General features: G+C 48.0%; 18 protein-coding genes. 14 read left to right on the top strand and 4 right to left on the bottom strand.

The annotated features are described in order from the left end of the window. Positions 1-185, top strand: a 185-nt coding sequence (locus tag ACYC56_RS03845) for a hypothetical protein (protein ID WP_461372860.1), incomplete at its 5' end; no start/stop codon positions are given. A 30-nt stretch (positions 186-215) separates the two neighbouring features. On the opposite strand, the gene ACYC56_RS03840 is transcribed toward ACYC56_RS03845, so the two are convergent. Continuing rightward, positions 216-824: a site-2 protease family protein gene (locus ACYC56_RS03840; protein WP_461372859.1), complete on the bottom strand. Its 609-nt coding sequence runs from the start codon at positions 822-824 to the stop codon at positions 216-218. A gap of 274 nt (positions 825-1098) precedes the next feature. On the opposite strand from ACYC56_RS03840, the gene ACYC56_RS03835 reads away from it, so the two are divergent. Together ACYC56_RS03835 and ACYC56_RS03830 are read left to right on the top strand one after the other, a co-directional pair. Further along, positions 1099-4359: a SpoIIE family protein phosphatase gene (locus ACYC56_RS03835; protein ID WP_461372858.1), complete on the top strand. Its 3261-nt coding sequence runs from the start codon at positions 1099-1101 to the stop codon at positions 4357-4359. 52 nt (positions 4360-4411) lie between these two features. Beyond that, complete coding sequence (locus ACYC56_RS03830; RefSeq protein WP_461372857.1) at positions 4412-5176, top strand: SH3 domain-containing protein; 765 nt, start codon at positions 4412-4414, stop codon at positions 5174-5176. 13 nt (positions 5177-5189) lie between these two features. Here the strand turns inward: ACYC56_RS03830 and ACYC56_RS03825 are convergent, their stop codons facing one another. After that, positions 5190-6257 carry an acyltransferase family protein gene (locus tag ACYC56_RS03825; protein ID WP_461372856.1) on the bottom strand — a complete coding sequence of 356 codons (1068 nt, stop codon included), beginning with the start codon at positions 6255-6257 and terminating at the stop codon, positions 5190-5192. A gap of 202 nt (positions 6258-6459) precedes the next feature. Between ACYC56_RS03825 and ACYC56_RS03820 the strand changes: the two genes are divergently transcribed. From ACYC56_RS03820 to tusB, 7 genes are all read left to right on the top strand, one after another. After that, the gene (locus ACYC56_RS03820) at positions 6460-7551 is read left to right on the top strand and encodes a PAS domain-containing protein (protein ID WP_461372855.1); all 1092 of its coding nucleotides are present in this window, start codon (positions 6460-6462) and stop codon (positions 7549-7551) included. Then, positions 7548-8150: a PAS domain-containing protein gene (locus tag ACYC56_RS03815; protein ID WP_461372854.1), complete on the top strand. Its 603-nt coding sequence runs from the start codon at positions 7548-7550 to the stop codon at positions 8148-8150. Before ACYC56_RS03820 ends, ACYC56_RS03815 begins: the two co-directional genes overlap by 4 nt. A 608-nt stretch (positions 8151-8758) precedes the next feature. After that, positions 8759-9835 (top strand): radical SAM protein, encoded by a 1077-nt coding sequence (locus tag ACYC56_RS03810; RefSeq protein WP_461372853.1) that lies wholly within the window; start codon positions 8759-8761, stop codon positions 9833-9835. 251 nt (positions 9836-10086) lie between these two features. Further along, the gene (locus ACYC56_RS03805) at positions 10087-12105 is read left to right on the top strand and encodes a SpoIIE family protein phosphatase (protein WP_461372852.1); all 2019 of its coding nucleotides are present in this window, start codon (positions 10087-10089) and stop codon (positions 12103-12105) included. Positions 12106-12356: 251 nt separating this feature from the next. After that, positions 12357-12713 carry a sulfurtransferase complex subunit TusD gene (tusD, locus tag ACYC56_RS03800; protein WP_461372851.1) on the top strand — a complete coding sequence of 119 codons (357 nt, stop codon included), beginning with the start codon at positions 12357-12359 and terminating at the stop codon, positions 12711-12713. A 39-nt stretch (positions 12714-12752) separates the two neighbouring features. After that, the gene (gene tusC / locus ACYC56_RS03795; protein ID WP_461372861.1) at positions 12753-13097 is read left to right on the top strand and encodes a sulfurtransferase complex subunit TusC; all 345 of its coding nucleotides are present in this window, start codon (positions 12753-12755) and stop codon (positions 13095-13097) included. Between the two features lie 29 nt (positions 13098-13126). After that, positions 13127-13420: a sulfurtransferase complex subunit TusB gene (tusB, locus tag ACYC56_RS03790; protein ID WP_461372850.1), complete on the top strand. Its 294-nt coding sequence runs from the start codon at positions 13127-13129 to the stop codon at positions 13418-13420. A 96-nt stretch (positions 13421-13516) separates the two neighbouring features. Here the strand turns inward: tusB and ACYC56_RS03785 are convergent, their stop codons facing one another. Both ACYC56_RS03785 and sqr read right to left on the bottom strand, forming a co-directional pair. Further along, entirely contained in the window at positions 13517-14797 is a 1281-nt protein-coding gene (locus tag ACYC56_RS03785) for a BPL-N domain-containing protein (protein ID WP_461372849.1), read from the bottom strand. A 169-nt stretch (positions 14798-14966) separates the two neighbouring features. Beyond that, positions 14967-16205: a type III sulfide quinone reductase, selenoprotein subtype gene (sqr, locus tag ACYC56_RS03780; RefSeq protein ID WP_461372848.1), complete on the bottom strand. Its 1239-nt coding sequence runs from the start codon at positions 16203-16205 to the stop codon at positions 14967-14969. Positions 16206-17390: 1185 nt separating this feature from the next. Here sqr and ACYC56_RS03775 point away from each other — a divergent pair. From ACYC56_RS03775 to ACYC56_RS03760, 4 genes are all read left to right on the top strand, one after another. Then, positions 17391-17627 (top strand): sulfurtransferase TusA family protein, encoded by a 237-nt coding sequence (locus ACYC56_RS03775; protein WP_461372847.1) that lies wholly within the window; start codon positions 17391-17393, stop codon positions 17625-17627. Between the two features lie 926 nt (positions 17628-18553). Beyond that, entirely contained in the window at positions 18554-19000 is a 447-nt protein-coding gene (gene aprB / locus ACYC56_RS03770) for an adenylyl-sulfate reductase subunit beta (RefSeq protein WP_461372846.1), read from the top strand. Between the two features lie 12 nt (positions 19001-19012). After that, on the top strand, positions 19013-20998 hold the full coding sequence (gene aprA, locus ACYC56_RS03765) for an adenylyl-sulfate reductase subunit alpha (protein WP_461372845.1): 1986 nt from the start codon (positions 19013-19015) through the stop codon (positions 20996-20998). Positions 20999-21373: 375 nt separating this feature from the next. Beyond that, positions 21374-22351, top strand: a 978-nt coding sequence (locus ACYC56_RS03760; protein WP_461372844.1) for an FAD-dependent oxidoreductase, incomplete at its 3' end; no start/stop codon positions are given.

The following is a 22351-nucleotide window of genomic DNA, read 5'->3' as shown; positions in this document are numbered from 1 at the left end:
AAAACCTTTTCTGGGCTTTGATTTATAACGTGATTGGAATTCCTATTGCAGCCGGGGTGCTTTATCCTTTAACCGGAAAGCTCCTGCCGCCGGAATGGGCCGGGTTAGCGATGGCCTTTTCATCTGTGTCGGTGGTGACAAGTTCCCTGCTCCTTAAGGGTTACGGCAAGAAACTAATCGATTAGCTTGCGTTTCGCTAACAAGCAGGTGTCGTCCTACGGAACTCCAAGGTACGCAAAATCCAACGCCATTTGAACCGGATAATCGATGATAAGCCCGGTCACACCGGAAAATATCAATGCGATAAAGATCACCATGCTGTACTGTTCAAAGGTTGCCCACGTGTTTTGAGCGCTAGCAGGCAAAAGAGACGGAATTATACGAGAGCCGTCAAGAGGCGGAATCGGCAGCAGATTAAATATCGCCAATACCATATTGATATATATCGCCGTACTGAGCAGTCCATCGTATGATTCGGGAATGCTAAAGAAATACAGCTTTGCTAAAACAAATGCAAGTAGAAAATTCGAGGCAGGCCCCGCAAGGCTCACAAGCAGGTCGTCTCGCTTAGGGTTTTTAAAATTATGAGGATTGACTTCTACAGGTTTCGCCCAGCCGAACCCCGCAAGTAAGATCATGATAGAGCCGATGATATCGAGATGAACGATTGGGTTAAGCGTAAGCCTTCCCTGGTTACGCGCTGTGGAGTCGCCTAGCAAATATGCGGTCGCAGCATGTGCGAATTCGTGTATCGTAAAGGCGGTTATTATCGAGATTATTATGAATACGATGTCTTGAAGGCTTAATCCCTCTTCTAGCAACATATTGGGTTGTATCCTCTTGCTCGCCAAGTTGATTATAATAACGGTGTTTCAACTATAGTCAACGATAATCCCGTCAATATCAAAGTAGGTTAACATACTATTGGCTTTAAGTACAGCAACACGTTTCTACCAACCCAATATCAAAGTAACCTGAAAATTTCTGCCAAGTCTCTATTAATTCGTTGTCGCATAAAGTTGCTGATGTTTAGGCAAATTAGATAGAGAGAATAACTGAAAGCAGAAGCACTTATATGATTGCCGAGGTGAAACAAGCTTGGAAGAGGCTGCCTCAAGAGCGCAATTGGAGCGAGTAATCGAAACAATAGCCGAGGGCATATATATAGTCAATGCCGATGGAATCATCGTCTATGCCAACAAATCGGCAGAAGAGATACTTGGCGTAAAGAAAAGCGATTTATTTGGGCGTCCCTATGGCGACCCTGGATACAAGGTAACCACGCTGGAAGGTAAACCCTATCCACTAGAAGAGCGTCCGGCGATTGAAGCTTTAAGAACAGGTCGGCAAGTGCGAAGCGTAGAGTATGCTGTTATACGTCCCGACGGTCGTCGAGTGATCATATCCGCAAATGCTGCTCCGATTCGTGATGATAAAGGCAAGCCTATAAGCGTGATCTTATCTTTTGCCGATATCACAACTCGCAAGCAGGCCGAAGAAGACCTAAAAGAGTCTGAGCGCAGGTTCCGAGAGATGCTCGAAGGAGTCGAGCTTATCGCAATCATATTGGATACCCAGGGCAATATCATGTTTGCAAACGATTTTCTACTTGATCTTACAGGTTGGCAAAGGGAAGACGTTATCGGGAAAAACTGGTTTGAGCTATTTATTCCCCCAGAGGAACGGCAGGAAATCAAGCGAGTTTTTAATAAACTGATTACACAGGACGTTCCGGCCCACTATGAGAACGACATTGTAACGATAGAAGAAGAGAGGCGCACTATCGCGTTTAGCAATGTGACGTTGCGCGATCGACAGGGAAACGTTACTGGTGCAGCCAGCTTCGGCCACGATATCACAGCGGAGAAGCAGGCAGCACAAGAGATCAGCGAATCAAGGAGGCAAGTTCTCGATATTCTCGAGAGCATAACCGATGGATTCTTTGCCCTCGATAACCTCTGGCGTTTCAACTATGTGAATAGAAGGGCCACCCAGCTTATAGGGAAGAAAAAGGAACAACTTCTATTTAGAAATATGTGGGAGGTGTTACCGGAACTTAAGGGCACAAAGTTTGATGAAGAGTATCACCGTGCCAAAGAAAAGATGGTGCCGACAACCTTCGACGCCTTCTACCCTCCACTAAAAAAATGGTTTGAGGTACACGCTTATCCTTATGCAAACGGTCTTTCTGCTTATGTGTCCGATGTAACTGAGCGAAAAAGGATAGAAGAGGCTCTGAAGGAGAGTGAGAACCGGTATCGAACCTTATTCGAGGATTCTCCTATTGCTTTATGGGAGCAAGATGCATCAGAGATTACTGTCATTGTTGATGAGCTTAAGAGCCAAGGGGTAAAGGACTTTAGAGCCTACTTTGAGCAACATCCAGAAGCTGCAGCTAATCTCCTAGCAACAATAAAGATAATCGATGTGAACAAGGCCACCCTTGAGCTATATGGGGCGAGCAGTAAAGAAGAGTTTATAAAAAACTTCGCGGCAACTTTTACTAAAGAAGGCCTAGATGCTGCTAAAGAATTCTTAATCGCACTTGCCGAGAGGGGGGAAGTAAAGTTCGAGGCAGAGTTCACAAGTCGAACATTTAAGGGAGACCTATTATACGTCTCCGTAATATCGTTTATCCCTTCGGGTTATGAGGAAACACGATCGAAGATATTTATCACTACCATCGACATTACCGAGCGCAAGAAAGCGGAAGAGGTGCTCAAAGAAAGTGAAGCGCGCTTCCGCAAAGTGTTTGAAGAAGGCCCGCTTGGCATGGCTATCGAAGGTTTAGATTATCGATTTGTAAAGGTTAACGCCAGGCTGTCCCAGATGTTGGGATATACCGAGCAAGAACTTACTCGACTTACATTTCCTGAAATCACCTATCCTGACGATATAGACAAGGATGTTGGTTTTGCTCAACAGATGGTAAGAGGAGAACTGCCCCCTTACCAGACCGAAAAGCGGTATATCAAGAAAAATGGAGAGCTTTTCTGGGCCAGCACGACCGTTTCTATCGTCCGCGACGAGAAAGGGAACCCCCTCTACTTTTTGACCATGGTCGAGGACATTGAAGATCGCAAGCGCGCAGAAATAGACAACTCACGTCTTTTTGGTGAACTTACAAGATCAACTGAGGAGTTGGATAAAAGAAGCAAGCGCCTTCAAACACTTCTCGACGTCGCCTTAGATATGACATCCGGTCTTAAGCTAGATGAGTTGATGTACAAGATAGCTAGAAACGCTGCCGAGCTTACTGGTGCCGACGTCGGTGCGGTTGGCCTTGTTAACGAAGAGACAAGAGCCGTCACGTACCCGTTTATCTATAATTTGCCGGAATATTTTGCAAAGACCGAGGTTCCTCCCGGTAGAGGGATGGGCGGGCTAGTTGTATCCCGCAAAAAGACCTTGGTTCTAGATGACTATCAAGCATTTAACGATAAAATACCTCGGTTTGCTGAGATCGGCCTGCGCTCAATCGCTATGGTTCCCTTGTGGTCGCGGGGTAGAATCATTGGCCTTCTTTGGGTCTCGAACTTGGATCCAGGGGAGAAACTGGATGAGCGAGCCATTGCCACCCTTGAGGGCATGGGCCGGTACGCAGCAATCGCACTTGAGAATGCGCGGCTTTACGGGGCCGAGCGCCATATCGCGGATACGCTGCAAGATGCGCTTCTAACCGTACCCGAGAAGGTAAATCACTTAGAGTATGGACATTTCTATCGCTCCGCTACTGAGGCCGCCCGAATTGGCGGTGATTTTTACGACCTCTTTGAGATGGAGCACAACAAAATCGGTCTTATGGTCGGTGACGTATCCGGGAAAGGATTAGAAGCTGCAGCATTAACGGCCGTTGCTAAGAACACAATAAGGGCCTATGCACTCGAGGGGTATGACCCGGCGTACGTTATGGCGAAGACCAACGATACTGTAAGGATGTTCTCCGACCCATCAACTTTTATCACTGCCATTTTTGCTATTTTCGATAAAGTAACAAAAAGACTAACTTATTGCAACGCGGGGCATCCACCGGCAATCATTAAGAGAAAAAATTCCAGCGTTGATATACTTGACGTATATAGCCCAATTATCGGGGCGTTTGCGGGCTTGCGCTATTATAACGGTGAGGTGACACTTGATGCCGGTGAGATATTAGTTCTTTATACGGATGGTGTGATCGAAGCAAGAAGCGATGGCAAGTTCTTTGAGGAGCATCGACTTATAGAGTTTGTTAAAGGGATTGGGGCAGTATCGGCCAAGGAAGTACCGCAGCTACTACTTGAAGAGGTATTGCGATTTACCGGTGGCCGTCTATCAGACGATGTTGTGGTATTTACCCTCGCTTATAAAGGTATCTAGGATGCTCTTCGAGGTGATTGAAGATGGGACACGTTCGGCTAGGGGCGCTTAAATGAGAAACGGCTGGCTTAAACCGGTAATGTTATCCAGTTTGGTTATAATTCTGGCATTACTAGCTGGCGCATGCACCTCGAAAAGCCCTAGGTCTGCCGCCAGCAGTTCTTCTACTTCCAGCACATCCGAGCTTCCCACCACCACTCAGACAACCATCGAGGCATGCGGCGGAGAAAAGCTATTGCCTGTGGATGAAGCCGAAAAATTTCCCTCCTTTAAAGCGTTCCGGGATCAGTTGCTTGCTGCGGTAGAACGAAAGGACGTGGATTTCTTAAAGCAGCACCTCGATAAAGATATCCGGGGAAGCTTCGGCTTGGAAGGTAACGGCATCGACTCTTTTATGAAGATGTGGGGACTAACCACAAACCCGGAAAAATCTAAAATCTGGTTCGAGCTTAGCGAAGTACTGAGGCTCGGCGGTACCTTTACCGATCAGGCCAAAACAGAGTTTACCGCTCCTTACGTTTACAGCAACTGGCCGGAGAAGTACGATGCTTTCACATACGCCGCCATTATCGCTAATAATGTTAACCTTCGTTCGGCTTCAAATACTGATTCAAGCGTTATCTGCAGGCTCAACTACAATATTGTGAAGCTTGTTAACCCATCGATCAGCAAGAGCGATTGGAACCAGGTTCAAACTACTTCTGGTACCTCAGGGTATGTATTTGGTACGTATATGCGAAGCTCTGTTGATTACCGTGCCCGATTTAAAAAAGAGGGCGATACCTGGAAAATGGTCTTCTTTATTGCCGGTGATTAGTTTCGGCTAATTTCTAGCTATCCACAGTCGGCTCAGGTGAGGGTAGTACCGGTTCGGGTCGTAATCCAAGTTGTATGGCATCGTATATCGCTGCGCAGATTTGCTTTACGACATAACCTGCAAGTAGGGAACCTACTAAAAAGACGACAAAAAATAGGCTAACCGATAGTGGCTTCAGCACAGGGCTTAGAATCGCCAGGATCGTGATGTGTATAAGGTACGTCTCGTATGAGGCGCTGTTGACGATAGGTAGTCGCCAATTAAGGGATGCAGCTTTAAACGCGATAAGTAGAAGCCCTACGCTTATGAAGGCAAACGTTATCGGGTTTCCCTGCGGGTAATTATTCGCTATGGTTCCTATAGCCCATATGATGAGGCCTACGGGAAATAGTTTATGCATGATCCGCTCGGTTCTCTCCCTGTGGCTTGAGAGCATTACTCCCACGAACACGCCTAATTGAAACGGAAACACCCATACAAGGAAATGGGACAAAACTATCTTGAAGAGCGCAGAAGGATAAAGACTAGAGGAGTAGAACGCTAAAAACTGCAGTACAAACATACCAGCGAGGCCATACTGCCCGGTCCGTTTAGTAAATTTATAGATAAAAGGAAACACTAGGTATAGTTGTATCAACGCAAATAAAAACCATAGATGCGGCTGGAGTCTTTGCTCAAACGGTACATCGACCAGAAGGATGTTCGAGATCCAACCCAGCGCGCTTTTGGGAGGGGTTAGAGAGACATTTATGCCGAACGAATAGATCACAAGAGCAATGAAAAGAGTTACCCAATAAGGTACATATACTCTTAAAACACGTGACCGGTAGAACTCAGCCCAGGTGATCTTTTTATTACTCACGAGCAAGGTAAGACCGGTTCCACTTGTTATAATAAAGAGGAACGTTCCTTGAAAGCCGTTGCGCAATGGCAATGTAAGCAGCGGCCAATGCCCAAAAGAAATGCCGAAATCTCTGACGTGGGGGTTTAGCGCAGGCCAAAAGTGAAATGTCATTATGCAAAGCAGCGCTATAATCTTTAGATTATCTAGCCATTGAATTTTCCTGCGATTAGTCTCCATATGGTGCCTTGTATGCCTACTATTCGATTGATTACAGGCCTAGTATAGCATAGTTGATGCTATGCCTCATTAGCATACAACGTACTCGGGACAAAACCGCTCGATCCCTCTCACATCGCTCAATAGTTTTACATAATGTTTGGGTAAAATATGGGTAATACTATCTAGAATAATCGAACGCGTGGTTGTGAAGGGGGGCGGCTTGGCAGAGGATGCTTTGAAACAACAGCTGCGTATACTCGAGACTATAGCTGAGGGCATACTTATCGTCGACATAGCCGGCACTATCACTTACGCGAACGAATCTGCGGAAGAAATCCTTGGTGTAGAGCGGAGTAAATTAATAGGGCGCCCCTATAATAATCCTGGATATACGGTGACCACGCTAGAGGGCAAACCCTACCCGGTGGAGGAACGTCCGATATCTGAAGCTATAAAAACAGGCGAGATAGTTCGGAATGTCGAGTATATTGTTGTGCGCCCCGATGGGCGTAAGGTCATTATATCGGTAAATGCGGGTCCGGTTCGCGATGAGGCCGGCGCTACGACAGCCGCTGTTATATCTTTTGCCGATATCACCACCCGCAAGCTGGCGGAAATGTCGCTGAAGGAAAGCGAGCGCCGGTTCCGCGACATGCTAGAAAAAGCCGAGCTTGTCGCTATCATTTTAGATGTCCAGGGGAATATAATCTTTGCTAACGATTTTTTTCTTGACCTTACCGGTTGGTTTGAAGAAGATGTCCTCGGAAAAGATTGGTTTGCTTTGTTTATCCCCCCTGAGCAAAGAGCGCATATGAAACAGGTCTTTCGCGAGATCATTACGAAAGGTGCTCCGACTCACTATGATATCGACATCTTGACGGAAGAGAGAGAAACACGGACTATCTCGCTCAGCAATGTGCTCCTAAGAGACGAACAAGGAACCGGGATCGGGGTAGCGAGCATCGGCGAGGATGTCACAGAACGAGAGCGGGCGGCTGAGGAAATCAGAGGGTCGAGGCGAGAGGTTCTCGATATACTCGAGAGCATAACCGATGGATTTATTGCGCTGGATAACTTGTGGCGTATAACGTACGTGAATCGCAAGGCCGCACAGCTTGTAGGTAGAAAACGAGAAGAACTCCTCTTCAAGAATATTTGGGAGGCGCTGCCAGAGCTGGTCGGCACTATATTTTATACAGAATACCTTAGGGCCAAAGAGCAGATGGTCCCGGTAACTTTCGAGGAGCTCTATCCTCGAAAAATGATAAGAAAGTATTTGAATCCGGACTACCTCTTAGGTTTGATGAGGTGATACCTCTTCAGGATGGGCCGCATACGTACATCTCGATAAAGTTCCCGTTGCGTAATCCCGAGGGGCGTATTTACGGGGTCTGCGGTATATCGACCGATATCACGGCCAGAAAGCTGGCAGAAGACTCACTAAGAGAGAGTGAAGAGCGGTATCGTATTCTGGTAGAGCTTTCTCCCGACGGGATAGTCGTCCATAGTGGGGGTATAGTCTCGTATGTAAACAATGCGGCGATAAAGATGTTCGGAGCCGCATCCTCAGAGGAACTCACCGGAAAACCCGTTCTTGATTTCGTCCATCCTGATTACCGTGATGTGGTCGTAGCGCGAGTCCGACAAATGCAGCAAGGACAGCGGGTGGGTCTTATTGAGGAAAGGTTTCTTCGCCTTGATGGAAAGACAATCGATGTCGAAGTGGCCGCAGCGCCTGTCGTATATGAAGGCAAGCAGGCGATCATCCGCAAGATCGAGTCCAGCGACGGGTGGTGTGGGCGTTCCCGCTCTATTATGCGCTGGTCCCGTCACAATACAAACGGTTTATCGAGCTTATATTCGAAAAAGAGGCGACGGCCGCGTTCGAAGGCAAATATGCGGCCACGCTGACCACGTCGATACACTTTTACGATACCCAGGCAAGCAACTATATGAACGCGATCTGCGACGATTTAAAGATGCGCTACTATGATTTTCCGCAGAAGAAGATCAAACTCAGAGCCCAGTCGTTAATGCTGTCGGTGATACACGGAATACGTCCACTTCGAAAACAAATCCGGAAAGACATGAGTACCACATGATAGGCGGCCTGCAAAAAATAGCGAACGAAAAGTAGGAGCTTAGACCGACCGTATACTGACATATGCGAAGCTCCACGAAAAGGCACTGCCCGCAACAAAATTATTGAGCCGCGACTCGCATATTCTACGGCACTTTCCATGAATCCATCACTATTAGATACCTGGGGGTTTATGCCCTCCGCGGTAGATTACCCAAAACCTCTAACCTGTGTGGGTGTTGTTTTATAGCGCCCGAGCCAGTAATATTGGTACGCTACTAGCGTCGTAACAGGATAACGCTTCATATACCGCCCAAGCAAGGAAGATGCGGGAAAGCTACCGGGGATATATGAAGGTCCTACGAATAAATATGGCCTGTTCGAGAAAGTAGCGGTTACTTGAAAGTGCAATCAGTGATGTGTGAAAGGAAGAGTGTTTGTGGAAGTCAAGCCGAAATGGGTGGCGTTGGAGATCACCAGGAGGTGCAATCTGAAATGCGTCCACTGTCGCTCCAGCTCGGAGAAGGATATCATAGGTCACCCGGATTACTCGACAGAAGAGGCGTTAAGAATAATCGATGACATAGCAAGCTACGCAAAGCCCGTTGTTGTCCTATCCGGCGGCGAGCCGTTGATGAGAGACGACGTATTCGAGATCGCCCGGTACGGGACGGAGAAAGGGTTGCGGTTAAGCCTCGCAACCAACGGCACGCTCGTTACCGAGGATGTCTGCCGCCGGATAAAAGAATCCGGCATACGCATTGTAGCTCTTAGTCTCGATGGGCCGACCGCCGAGGTGCATGATGATTTTAGGAACCAGAAGGGTGCCTTCGAAGGAGTCGTGAACGCCACGCGCTTGTTCAGGGAGCACGGCATTGAATTCATCATAAATTCATCCTTTACCAGGCGAAATCAAGAGCAGATTCCAAATGTATACAGGCTGGCGAAAGAACTAGGCGCCACGGCGTGGTATATGTTTATGGTAATCCCTACGGGCAGAGGCGAAGAACTGATGGGCGAACTCATACCGAAGGAAGATTATGAAGAGATTCTCGATTGGCATTTCCAGATGGAAAAGGCAGAGGATAGTCTTTTGGTAAGGCCCGCATGTGCGCCGCATTACTACAGGGTCGTGCTGCAGAAGGCAAAAGAGGAAGGCGTCAAGTTTAAGCGCAGATCGTTTAAGTTCTCTACCGGCGGATCAAAGGGCTGCGTTATCGGCCAGGTTATAAGCGTTATCGATGTCGACGGCAATGTGCTTCCATGCAGCTACTTTCCGAAAGCAGCGGGAAATCTTAAAGAGCGTACATTTAAAGATATCTGGGAGAATTCTGAGTTGTTCAAAGAACTTAGGGATATCTCAAAGCACAAAGGCAAGTGCGGCGCGTGCGAATATTGCAATATCTGCGGCGGATGCAGGGCGCGGGCTTATTCGGTAGGCGGAGATTATTTGGGAGAAGATCCGTTTTGTAACTACATGCCCGCCAAAAAAGAGTACAAGCTGCGTTGTTCCTGATATCCGGTGCTGTTCCTGGCATGCGTGAATAGTATAAGAGATGGGTTTAAACACCCGTCTCTTTTTATTTACGGGTGACGCCGGCCTTCTGAAATGCTGGTCTCAATCGTTTTGCTAGTAAACCGGAGACCCATTCATTGATGATTATTTAACTTATCTTGCAACGAAATCGTATGTTTTTAATCTAATGGGAATCTAAAAAGAATCTATGACTTAGGCGGGACGAACGAGACACTCGAGGAGGAAGCGTCGTGAACAAGGCAATCGGCCGGGAAGAGATCGAGCGAATCGTACGGACTATAGGTGAAGGCATTATTATCATTGCTAGAGACGGTCGTCTTACTTTTATCAACGCCGCCGCCGAGAGAATCCTTGATGTTGAAAAGAACGCCGTTATCGGCAAACCGTATACAGTTCTGGCACGGAGCCTTACAACCGTCGATGGGCGACCGATAGCCGAAGAAAAGCTTCCTTTTGCGAGGGTGATGAGAACAGGAAAACCCATATATAATATAGAGGTCGCCTTTGAGCCAAATCAAACTAAACCCCTCGGGACAAGTCCTGTGATGTTATCCATCAACGCGGCCCCTTTACGAACCGAGACGGGCGAGATTGCGGGCGTTGTGGAATCGTTTACGGATATAACTCACCACGTAGCCACGGAGAAACTGCTGAGAGAGAGCGAAGAGCGCTATCGTCGCCTGGTCGAGGTATCGCCGGATTTCATCGCTGTCATTAGTGAATGGAGATTCATCTATATAAATCCTGCAGGGGCCAAGCTGCTTGGGTCTGCGGATCCCGCGTCTCTTATCGAACAACCTCTTCTCAGTTTCGTCCATCCAGACTATCGCATGAGCGCAAAAGACCTGATTCTGCGCGCGCAACGTGGCAAGGTGGTCGGCCCGGTGGAGGAGAAATACATCCGTTTAAACGGACACCCGGTCGATGTAGAGGTCATGGATGTGCCCATCGTTTATCAGGGTAAACAGGCGGTACAAGTTATAGCCCGTGATATAACCGAGAGGAAGGTGGAAAAAGAGCGCTTAGAAAAAGCAAAGGAACTAAGCGATGCTCTGAACCGGATCAACTCGGAGATGAACTCAACGCTGGATTTTAACGCGATAATGCAAAGGGTGGTAAAGGATGCGGCACAAGCAATGGCTGCCGAAACGGCCGGGATCGCCCTTCGGGCGGGGGATTATTGGGTGACCCGGTATGTCTATGGCTTGCCAGAACAAGTAATCGGTTCGCAAATCAAAGCAGAACGTGCTTCAGTTTCAGAGATAGCGGTAGCAAGTAGAAAACCGGTTGCGATTAGCGATACCTCTACCGACGAACGAGTCAACCTCGACGTAATGGAGAAGCACGGGCTCCGCGCATTTGTGGTGGTTCCTTTAATCGTAAGGAACGAGATCATCGGTCTGCTCTCGTTTAATTACTATTCCCGGCCCGTTGATTTTACTGGGGATCAACTTGATTTTTGCAGTAAGCTGGCCACGTCCGTGTCTCTTGCTCTTGAGAATGCCCGAATATACTCTACCGAGCGAAACATTGCCGACACGCTGCAGGAAGCGCTGCTGACGGTGCCGAAAGAAGTAAAAGGCATCGAATTCGGACACCTTTACCGCTCGGCGACCGAGGCGACAAAGGTGGGCGGTGATTTCTACGACCTTTTTGAGCTGGAGCACGGAAAGGTCGGCATTCTTATAGGGGATGTGTCCGGAAAGGGACTTGAGGCGGCTACTCTCACATCTCTGATAAAAAACACCGTCAGGGCGTACGCATATGAGAGCGATTCACCGGCCGCAATTGTGGCTAAGGCGAATAGAGTAATGCTTGACGCATCGAAAGCGTCGTTTTTTGCGACGATGTTCTTTTGTATTCTGGACGTGGGGTCAGGAGTGTTTACCTACTGCAGCGGAGGCCATCCCCCGGCTATACTGCGGAAGGCGGCACCGGAAATCGAGGTTCTGGAGACGAATTCGCCCATCGTGGGTGCATTTGCCCGGCTACAGTATGCCGATAGCCGCGCAAGGCTTGAAAAAGAGGACATTTTAGTCTTATATACCGATGGCGTAACCGAGGCGAGATGTGCGGGCGGCTTCTATGGTGAAGAAAGATTGATGAAGGCCATACAAGAAGTAAAACATCCGAGGGCAGAGGGGCTACCTCAAGAGATATTCAGGGGACTTATTGCGTGCACAAAGGGTAACTTGTCGGATGATGTGGTGATACTCTCCGTAAGCCTCAGGACTACTGCCAGCGCTTGATTCGGAGCCGGCCCAGACCCCTAACTAGCGATTGTTCTTGACGGCAACCAGCGGTGTATTTATAAGGCAGGTACTGGTATCATTATACAATCCCACCAAATATGTGGTTACTTGCGCCTTTGTTCTGGCCAAAGAAAGATATTTTAGCTATTGACAATATACCCTACGGGGTATACTATTGTATAAATTTACTTTCTTTCGAATTAATGAATAAGAAATAACTTTCTAGCGAAAAGGAAGGAGCGACAGGAATGAAGTTTGCCGTATTGGTCCAGGAAGGACCTTATCACCACGAGTCGTCCGATAGCGCCTACCAGTTTGTTGCGGCCGCTATGGACAAAGGGCATGAGATCATCGGCGTATTTTTCTATCACGATGGCGTAATCAACTCATCAAAACTCGCAGATATTCAAGCCGATGATCGCAACATCACAAAGAGATGGTCGGAAGTCGCCGAGAAGGGTGTAGATATGGTTGTCTGCATCGCTGCAGCCAAGCGCAGGGGCATAAATGATGACGTACTCGCCCCAGGATTTAGGATTTCAGGTCTCGGCCAGCTGACTGAAATGGCCATTAAGTCGGATAGACTTGTCACGTTTGGAGCTTAAGGAAAGGGTGTGAACTAAGTGAGTGATATAAGTAAAATTATGTTCGTTATGCGCAAGGCACCCTATGGAACCATATATTCTTTTGAGGGCCTGGAAACCGTGTTGATTATGGGTGCATACGAGCAGGATGTCAGCCTTCTTTTCGTAGATGACGGCGTATACTCGATTAAGAAAGGCATGGATACGACCCCGCTCGGTATTAAGAACTTTTCCCCGACCTTCAGGGTTCTAGAAGGATACGATATTGAGAAGCTTTATATCGATAAAGAATCCATGGAGTCCCGAGGGCTAACGGTCGATGATTTTGTTGTCGAGCCCGAGGTTTTGGACAAAGAGCAAGTAGCGAAATTGATGGAAGAGCAGGACGTCCTGTTCCCATTTTAATAGTAGAGATAATGATAAAGGAGGCACATATGCTTCATCTGGTAAATAAATCGCCATTTGCGTCAACGAGCCTGGAGAGCTGCCTGAAGTTTGCAACAAAGGGCGCACCCATCTTGCTCTTCGAAGATGGAATCTACGGCGTTATGGCCGGGACGGCGCTCGAGGCCAAGATAAAAGACGTTATGAAAGACCATCCGGTCTATGCTCTGAAAGAGGATCTGATGGCCCGCGGCATAGACGGTGTGATAGATGGTGTCAAGACGGTTGATTACCCTGGGTTTGTTGAGCTGGTCGAGCAGCATAAGACCTGTACGTGGTCATAGCTCAAACCGCCTTTTAAAATAGACTGACTTGAAAGAAATCGACGTGACAAAAGGTCGCCCCCACGAAGTACTCGCTTCGTGCGGGCGATTGTTGTTTTACTTAAGAAGGGGAAGCAGGATGGCATCTATCCTGTCGATGATCTGCTTGTAATATCCTCCAAAGCTTTTCGAGTTAGAAAAAAGCTCTTCGCGGATGCGCCGCACGTTCTTGTCATCGGTCTTCAGCGGACTGATGGGCCCGTTATTCATTGCAAAGCGCTCGATCAGGAGCAACTGCTTTGCTTTCTCAAAGAAGGGAAGGCCGAACGTTTTTAGCTCCGACACTTCGTGCGCGAGCTGGGCGTCAAACGTGGCGGCCAACGGGATTAGCTCGGCGAGTTGTTTGAGCATCAAGTAGAGCGTACAGTACTCGATACCCCGGACACCGCGACGCCATTGGAGGATCCAGTCGTTTCTCCAATACCACAGGAAGTTTTTCTCGCCAAAGGCGATGAGGTCTTCTGCGGCGCATTTAAGCTGTTTTATATTCCTCAAGACCCTTTCGTCCGGCTTATGGCCGGGTGAGGCGATTGGCGACATATTGCGGGCCTTAGACAGGCCGGTGTGCTTGGCGAGTACGCTTTTGCCGGCAAGGTGTTGGCATATATTCAGCAACACTTTTTGGCCTGGGTAATCGCCGGGAGTCTCAAAATGTAAGTAGGAGAGAAAGACCCTGCCGTCGCCATACGTGCCTTCGATCACGGCGGGCTCAAACCTAATCCTGTTGGGGTTCAGGTTGGTAGCATAGCTTCGCTCCCACGTATCCCAATCCATATCCGGCGCTACCATCAAATCGGCAACGTAAGAGCCGTCCTCGGGTTCGTCGTAGGAAGCAACGATTACAACCTCCGAAGGTTTGAGGATTGAAAACTGGCCGGGCCACCATGCATGAAATGCCGTGTTGTCTGAGATGTGGTCCCATATCGGGTGATCCGGTTGTTCCTGGTGCAGTCGTATCTTACCGCTGAAACTGGGTACGCGCTCGCTGGTAGGTTTTCGCGTCACCGGCACAAGCGAGATTCCGTCTTTATGTTTAAGGGCAAGCCCCGCACCCCCGCAAAAACCAAGGTAGCTACCGCCGTTTTCTACGAAAGCGCGAATGTTCCGCACGCCTTGCTCACCCAGCGCCTTGATCTTATTGCTAGCCCAACCGCCGGGGACGAAGATGATGTCGTACCCGGCCAGAGCACCGGCGCGTATATCTTCGGATGTTACGATCCCGAAGTTAATCGAAAGCCGCGTAAATGTTTCATAGGCGATAATTCCCCAGAGAAACGACTCGTCCCAAAAAAGCGCGATTTTGCCTGCGGCAGGATGATCCTTGTTATTGAAATTCATTCTTCTATTATAAGCTATCAAGCAGGCGGATTGAAATGTCGGGGTGGGATTTGATGGTATCTAAAATAGGTAAAGGCGGCCAAAGCCTGAAGCTTTATGGCCACCTTTACCCTTGTAACGACCAGTTTTGCCCTATCCAATATTGTTAGTCAAATTGAATCGACCGTTATTACTCTTTGTCGACGTACTTGCCGCACCACGGCATCGCCGAGTCGCCAAGGTCTCTGCCGGGGAGCAGGGCGGTCCAGTACAGGTAACTAAATGCCTTCTTACCGTACCAGTTCATCCTGGTGTCTTTTAGCAGTGACATCGGGCCCCATGCATAGGGGAACTTGCCATGCTGCGGTTCTACTTTGTAGCTAAAGTCTATCAGAACGGAGCTTCCAGCTTCCGTAACGATAAATCAGGTTGCATGGCCGTCAAACATAGGCATTGCGACGCCGCCGCAGATTTCGCTTAGGATGTTGTAGAGAACGACCTCGACCTCGTAATGAACGACCGAGCCGGCCTTCGAGGTAGGAACGTTGGTCGCATCGCCGAGTACGTAGACGCTATCATGCTTGGTGGCTTTTAGGGTATTGTGGTCCGTCGGGACGAAACCCATACCATCGTCGATGCCGGAGTCGCCGATAGCTTTATCGCCGACGGTCGTCGGGATCGCAACCAGCAGGTCATAGTTAATCCTATCGTTGCCCTGCATATTCTCGATCCACTTTTCCTTAGCATTGACGGTGCCGAGACCCCAGTTGACGACAGTGTTAATGTTTTTCTGCTCCACTATTTTTGAAAGGACCGCGGTAGCTTTTGGTTTGGTGAAAACGCCTGCCCCAGGGGTAACGAACGTGATATCCACCTTGTTGCGGATGCCCCTCTTTTTAAAGTACCAGTCTGCCAGGAACGAGAACTCGAGCGGCGCGACCGGGCACTTGATCGGCAGAGCGGAAATGTCGACAACGATCTTGCCGCCCTGGAACTGCTTGAGCGCAGTGCGAAGTTGTTGCGTGCTCTCGTACTCATAGAAGGTGAACGCGTTTTTGCCCATTGCCTCCGGCAAACCCTCGTCCTCCTCCGGGTCCACGCTGCAGCCGGTGCTTATGACAAGAAAGTCATACTGAAAGACCTTGCCTGAAGTCGTGGTTACTTTTTTGTTCTCGGTGTCGATATTCGCAATGACATCCTGTACGAAATTCACACCAGGTTTGAAATACTTGTTTCTAGGTTTTACGATTTTCTTAGGGTCATCAAGCCCGAATGGCACGAGGAGCATACTCGGCTGATAAATATGCCGGTTGTCCCTGTCTATGACGGTGATATTCCATCGATCTTTTGAAAGCTCGTGTCTGAGCTTATTGGCGATCATGGTACCACCGTTGCCACCTCCTAGAATAAGAATGTTTTTAGTTGCCATCTCATCTCTCCTTCTAGTTTCCTAAAATTACTAAAGAGGATTGTTACAGCTTGTTGTCTTTACCCGCACCTCAGGCATCTATCCGTCCATCGGTTATACGTGGGACGGTGTGCTTAAGGCTCCTTCCGCGGTAGACCCAACCACCTCCGTTCTAGAAATTCTCAAGTCTTATATATGGGTAGAGTAGCCCTATTATAAGACCGCTAAGCTCCATCAAGATATACGACTGTCAGGACCGTATCGACATATAGGAGACTGCTACTCTTGCCTCGGCACCCCCTCGCTTTAAGTTCTAACTAAACTTATTAGTCCATTATAATCGTTGCTGGGCACATTGAGAGTACTCGCGTGCCCGGAAGAAATAAGACCGTACAGTTTAGGGATTGTTTTATAGCTTGCTCTTACAAAAGCCGCAAGGTTGAATTCGGTAGTAGTCCGGTTGGACGGGTTGAGGGAGCTGAAAAGGAATGCTCGCCGTGGTTGGTTCGAGCGATATAAACTATGGCCGCTGCTCCGTTGTGGCGAGGCCTCTTTTTGTTTCCCGCTAAAGCTGTTGAGCATGTTCTTTAGGATAGTCATTATCAGGTCACGACCTTCAGGGTTATCCGTCGACGGCAGGGTTACTCTTATAGCCCCTGCTATCGTTGCCAGTATCCGAAAGAGTATAGTATGAATTTCTCCAGACGGAGCCTTGATTCCTTCAGCTATGTATTGATATTGGGATGTTTGTGATGCCTAGATAGCTACCACGCCGACTTCGAGGTCGTTCTATCCCGCTACCCGTGTCTTATGCTATAGTTCATGAAATGCTGCTTTGAAAAGCATTTCAAGTATGTACCAATTGTTACAACCATGATATCAACTCCTGTATTCTTTGTCAAGAGGTAAAATTCCTGGTATACGCTATTGTTTTCGAAAAATATCGGCCGTCGCTCCACGATTTATGGCCGGCGATTAAAACGGGGTGTTACATACCGAATCAAGCCGTCCCAATCCACCAATATTACCAAAATATGGTTTGTATATGCGCCGCGAAAAGATAATAATTAAGTGGAGTCGAAAAAGGGTTGTTATTTATGGTAGATTTTGTTATTAACCTTAGAAGAGGATTATCTACAAAACGACGTGAAATCTAGCTAACAAGCATATAATATGCAAGGATTTGATTTAAAGGAGGTTTAAAGCGTGGCAAGTGTAAAGCCTAATCAAGTATTGGATTGTAAGGGTGATGTTTGTCCGATGCCGATTTTGAAGACCAAAAAGGCTATGGACACTCTGACATCCGGCCAGATATTGGAGATGGTCAGCACCGACCCAGGTTCGGCAAACGATTTGCTTTCCTGGTGCGAGCGTACCGGAAACACAATCGTCGAGAAAGAAGAGAGCGGCGGAGTATTCACCTACTACGTCAAGAAGAAATAACAAACATTAAACTGCGATAAAGAGAATAAGTAAGTTCCGGAGTCCAGGTTTAGTGCTTTTAAACCGGGCGCATATGAGATACCGCTGGTAAAGCGAATCGAGGATATATGCAGAAAACGATAATTCTTCTTAAGTTAAACAGCTTAGCCCGTGAGAGCCTTTTCCCGGGCCTCGGGCTTCGGACTTACAACTCTATTAACTCTATTGATAATTCAGAGTAGGCTGGAGGCATTTTGATTGCCTTCGGTTTATTTTTTTGCCGTAAACCGCTAACTAGCAGCGCATTCTGAATATACGTACCTAAATTGGGGAAGCGATGATGGTGCTCTGGCATGTCGGGCGAATATTACAACCGTAATGCATAGATACGGCAGCTCATGATTCAACGAAGGGGACTGCGGTAAGTCTGTGACCTGACATAACGGGTTATCTGCTCTGAGGTGCTGAGTCCTATAGTAAGTAATCGAAGTTTTTGATTGATAGGCTCTTGACAAAGATTACAGGAATTGATATCATCCACGTAACAATTGGTACATAGCCATAATGAAGATCTCTTTCCCGAAAGTCCTGAACGAGTTTTAGGTGAATTGCCGCCGGAAGCCATCGTTTCTATTTCGGCAACTTAAGTTTACAGTCCTCAAAGCATTAGATACCGAAAGCGCCTAAATTGAAAGTTCATAAGGCAAACGGCATTAAGGCTATAAGGCTGCTGCAAGCGCTATTACATAAACGCACCTAAAGTTAAATGTGCATAAGGTTAGATGCGCCAGTATAATTACATGGTTAGGGTAATCAGGGGAAGGGGGTCTGTGTATCGGCTAAATATAAATAAAGGAGGTAATTGAAGAAAGGATATCTAGCTAGCTATGTATTCTAAGATTACCGAGAGAAAGTTTAGGTCCATCAACATTGTAGGGAGGTAAGGTATGCCCAGTTTTGTAATGAGAGAAAAATGTGATGGGTGCAAAGGACAGGACAAGACAGCCTGTATGTACATTTGCCCCAACGACCTTATGAAACTTGACAAAGACGGAACAGCAACAGGCACCCCAATGAAGGCTTATAACCAAGAGCCGGAGCAGTGCTGGGAGTGCTATAACTGCGTTAAGATTTGTCCGCAGCAGGCTATAGAGGTAAGCTGCTATAAAGACTTTGCACCACTCGGTGGTAGCGTTATCCCAATGAGGGGTACCGATTCCATTATGTGGACTGTAAAATTCCGCAATGGCACCCTCAAGAGGTTCAAATTCCCAATCAGGTTAGTACCGGAAGGTTCAGTAGATCCATATGCAGGGACGCCAGAACCGAATTTCGATGATTTAAAGAAACCCTGGCTGTTTACAATGACGGCCGATCAAGTAGCAGTAAAGTAAGGAGGAGGGACCATGGAAAAGGAAGTAAACAGTTTTCAGTTTTGTGAAAAACCTGAAGTTGTAGAGATTGACGCCGACCTTTTGCTTATCGGTGGTGGTATGGCCGGTTGCGGTACCGCTTTTGAAGCATGCCGTTGGGCAAACCCAAAAGGCTTAAAAGTCGTTATGTTCGATAAAGCCGCGATTGATAGAAGCGGTTCTGTTGCGATGGGCCTTTCAGCAATCAATACGTACATCGGTGAAAACGATATTAAGGACTATATTAAATACGTAAGAACCGACCTCATGGGTATCATCAGGGAGGACCTGGTATGGGACCTTGGTCGTCTTGTTGATGATTCCGTACACCTCTTTGAGGAGTGGGGTCTTCCGATTTGGAAAAAAGGCGACGACGGCTTTTCACTCGATGGATTCCAGGCACGCGACGCTGGCAAAGCGCTGTTGAAAGATGGCGGCACCCCGGTTCGTTCCGGTAAGTGGCAGATCATGATCAACGGTGAGTCATACAAGGCGATCGTTGCCGAAGCTGCTAAGAGGGCGCTTGAGACCAACAGGCAGGCAACCGGCATGGATCAGAACCTGTTTGAGAGAGTCTTCATCACAAGGCTTCTTCTCGATGCTAACGAGCCGAACAGGGTTGCGGGCGCGATTGGCTTTAGCGTAAGAGAGAACAAAGTATACGTCATTAAGGCAAACGCCATCCTCGGTGGAACCGGCGGTGCTGTTAACGTATTTAGGCCAAGGTCAGTCGGCGAAGGTATCGGCCGTACATGGTTTGGCGTATGGAACGCAGGTTCCGGTTATGCAATGGGCACACAGGCTGGTGCTGAGCTAACCCTCATGGAGAACCGTTTTGTCCCGATGAGGTTTAAAGATGGTTACGGCCCGGTCGGCGCATGGTTCCTCTTCTTTAAAGCCAAAGCCACAAACGCACTTGGCGAGGATTACTGCGTAACACATGCAGATGAAATCAAAGAGATGTATGCTCCTTATCACGAGCCTATGACTACCGCTCTTAGAAACCACGCTGCAATGATCGATATGAAAGCTGGTAAAGGCCCGATTCTCATGCATACCGATGAGGCTTTGCAAGAGCTTGCTAAGACCATGGATCCAAAGAGGCTCAAACACCTCGAGGCTGAGGCATGGGAAGACTTCCTCGATATGAGTATTTCACAGGCCGGCCTATGGGCTGCGGATAACATTGAGCCAGACAAGAGCCCATCCGAGTTAATGCCATCCGAGCCATATCTGCTTGGTTCACACGCTGGCTGCGCGGGCTTTTGGGTAAGCGGTCCTGGCGATATCCCGGGTACCCCGGCAGAGTGGTCATGGGGTTACAACAGGATGTCCACCGTTAACGGTCTCTTCTTCTCAGGCGATACCGTTGGTGCTTCCGGCCATAAGTTCTCCTCAGGTTCACACGCTGAAGGAAGAGCAGCTGGTAAAGCAATGGTGGCATGGAGCCTTGATCATGCGGATTACAAACCGGCCGTCAAAGAGAGCGTTGATGAGCTAGTTGGCGAGATGTATCTGCCGATGGAAATGTACGCTAAGTACAGTGGCTATTCGACAGCTCCAAGCGACGTCGATGTTAACCCACATTACATCACCCCAAGAATGCTGCAGTTCAGATTGATGAAGATCATGGACGAGTATGTCGGCGGTGTTGCAACATGGTATACAACCAGCAAGAGCATGTTGGACTCCGGTCTAAGGAAGTTAGACATGCTGAAAGAGGATGCAGGCAGAATGGCTGCTAAAGACCTCCACGAGCTTCTCCGCTGCTGGGAGAATTACCACAGGATCTGGGCTGGTGAAGCACACGCCCGCCATATCCTCTTCCGCGAGGAGACGAGGTATCCTGGGTACTACTACAGAGGCGATTATCCGAAGATCAACGATACGGAGTGGAAGTGCTTCAACAACTCGAAGTACGATCCGAACACCGGCGAGTGGGTAAACTTCAAGAAAGAATATGTCCAGCTCGTAGACTAGTAATTGAAACAATTCTCCAGGCGCCGCAAGGCGCCTGGAGAAATTATCTTTATCTTTAGGCAAAGCCTAAAATGTTGGTTTGAAAGTATTATTATTATAGAAACAGGTATTATTCTCTAATTCGTTCTATAAGCAGGACACTTGTCCTTTAAATAGTGCATCAGCACTTGATTATAGATTGATGCGTTATGTGCTTGGCTCGAGATTTACGCTTAGTGTGTTCACCTTCAAGAGACTTCCAAGAGCCCTCTACATACCAAGCTCTAGAGACGAGTCGAGCGTTAGATTTGTAAATATGTTTTTCGTTAGTAAACGAGAAGTTACAGACGTTGTGATGCGTGCCTTAATAAAACAGTCACAACCGGGAGGAACAGGATGGCAGAAGAAAAAAGCTTAGGAAGCATTTTAGTCGTTGGAGGAGGCATTAGTGGCTTAACGACAGCTATTGAAGCCGCTGAAACCGGCTATGATGTTTATCTTGTAGAGAAGGGCCCATCAATGGGAGGACGGGTCGCCCAGCTGAATCAGTATTTCCCGAAACTCTGTCCCCCTTCATGCGGCCTGGAAATCAACTATCAAAGAATCAGAAAGAACGAGAGGGTCAAGTTCTACACCCTGGCTGAGGTTCAGAGTATAACCGGTCAGTCTGGAGACTATGACGTAATCGTTAAGTTGAATCCTCGTCGTATTAATGAGAACTGCACAGCGTGCGGCGCATGTGTGGACGCATGCCCGGTTGAAAGGCCAAATGACTTTAACTTTGGTATGGACACCACAAAGGCGGTTTACTTACCTCACCAGATGGCGTTCCCGATGAGATTCGTCATCGACGGGAAGGCTTGCAAGGGCGGGGAGTGCGCTAAGTGTGTCGAGGCATGTAAATACGGCGCGATAGATTTAAACATGGAGCCCGAGACGATCAACTTCAAAGTCAGCTCCGTTGTTTTTGCGACAGGCTGGGATCCGTACGATGCATCGAAGCTCGGAATCCTTGGGTACGGCAAGGCCAAGAATGTAATCACCAATATGATGATGGAGCGCTATGCGTCCCTTAACGGACCGACGCAAGGCAAGATCGTAAAACCATCCGATGGGTCGGAGCCGCAGAGCATAGCGTTTGTCCAGTGCGCCGGCTCGCGAGATGAAAACCATCTCTCGTATTGCTCGTATATCTGCTGCATGGCTTCGCTCAAGCAGTCGACGTACATCAGGGAGCAGTATCCGGATGCCAAGATCACCATCTTCTACATCGACCTTCGTGCTCCAGGTAGGTATGAGAAATTCTTAAATAAAATCGAAGCGGACGAGAAGGTCACGTTAATTAAAGGTAAAGTAGCCAGCATCATCGAAGAT

Source organism: Candidatus Aquicultor sp. (assembly GCF_054640775.1).
This window is presented reverse-complemented; position numbering and strand designations above follow the sequence as displayed.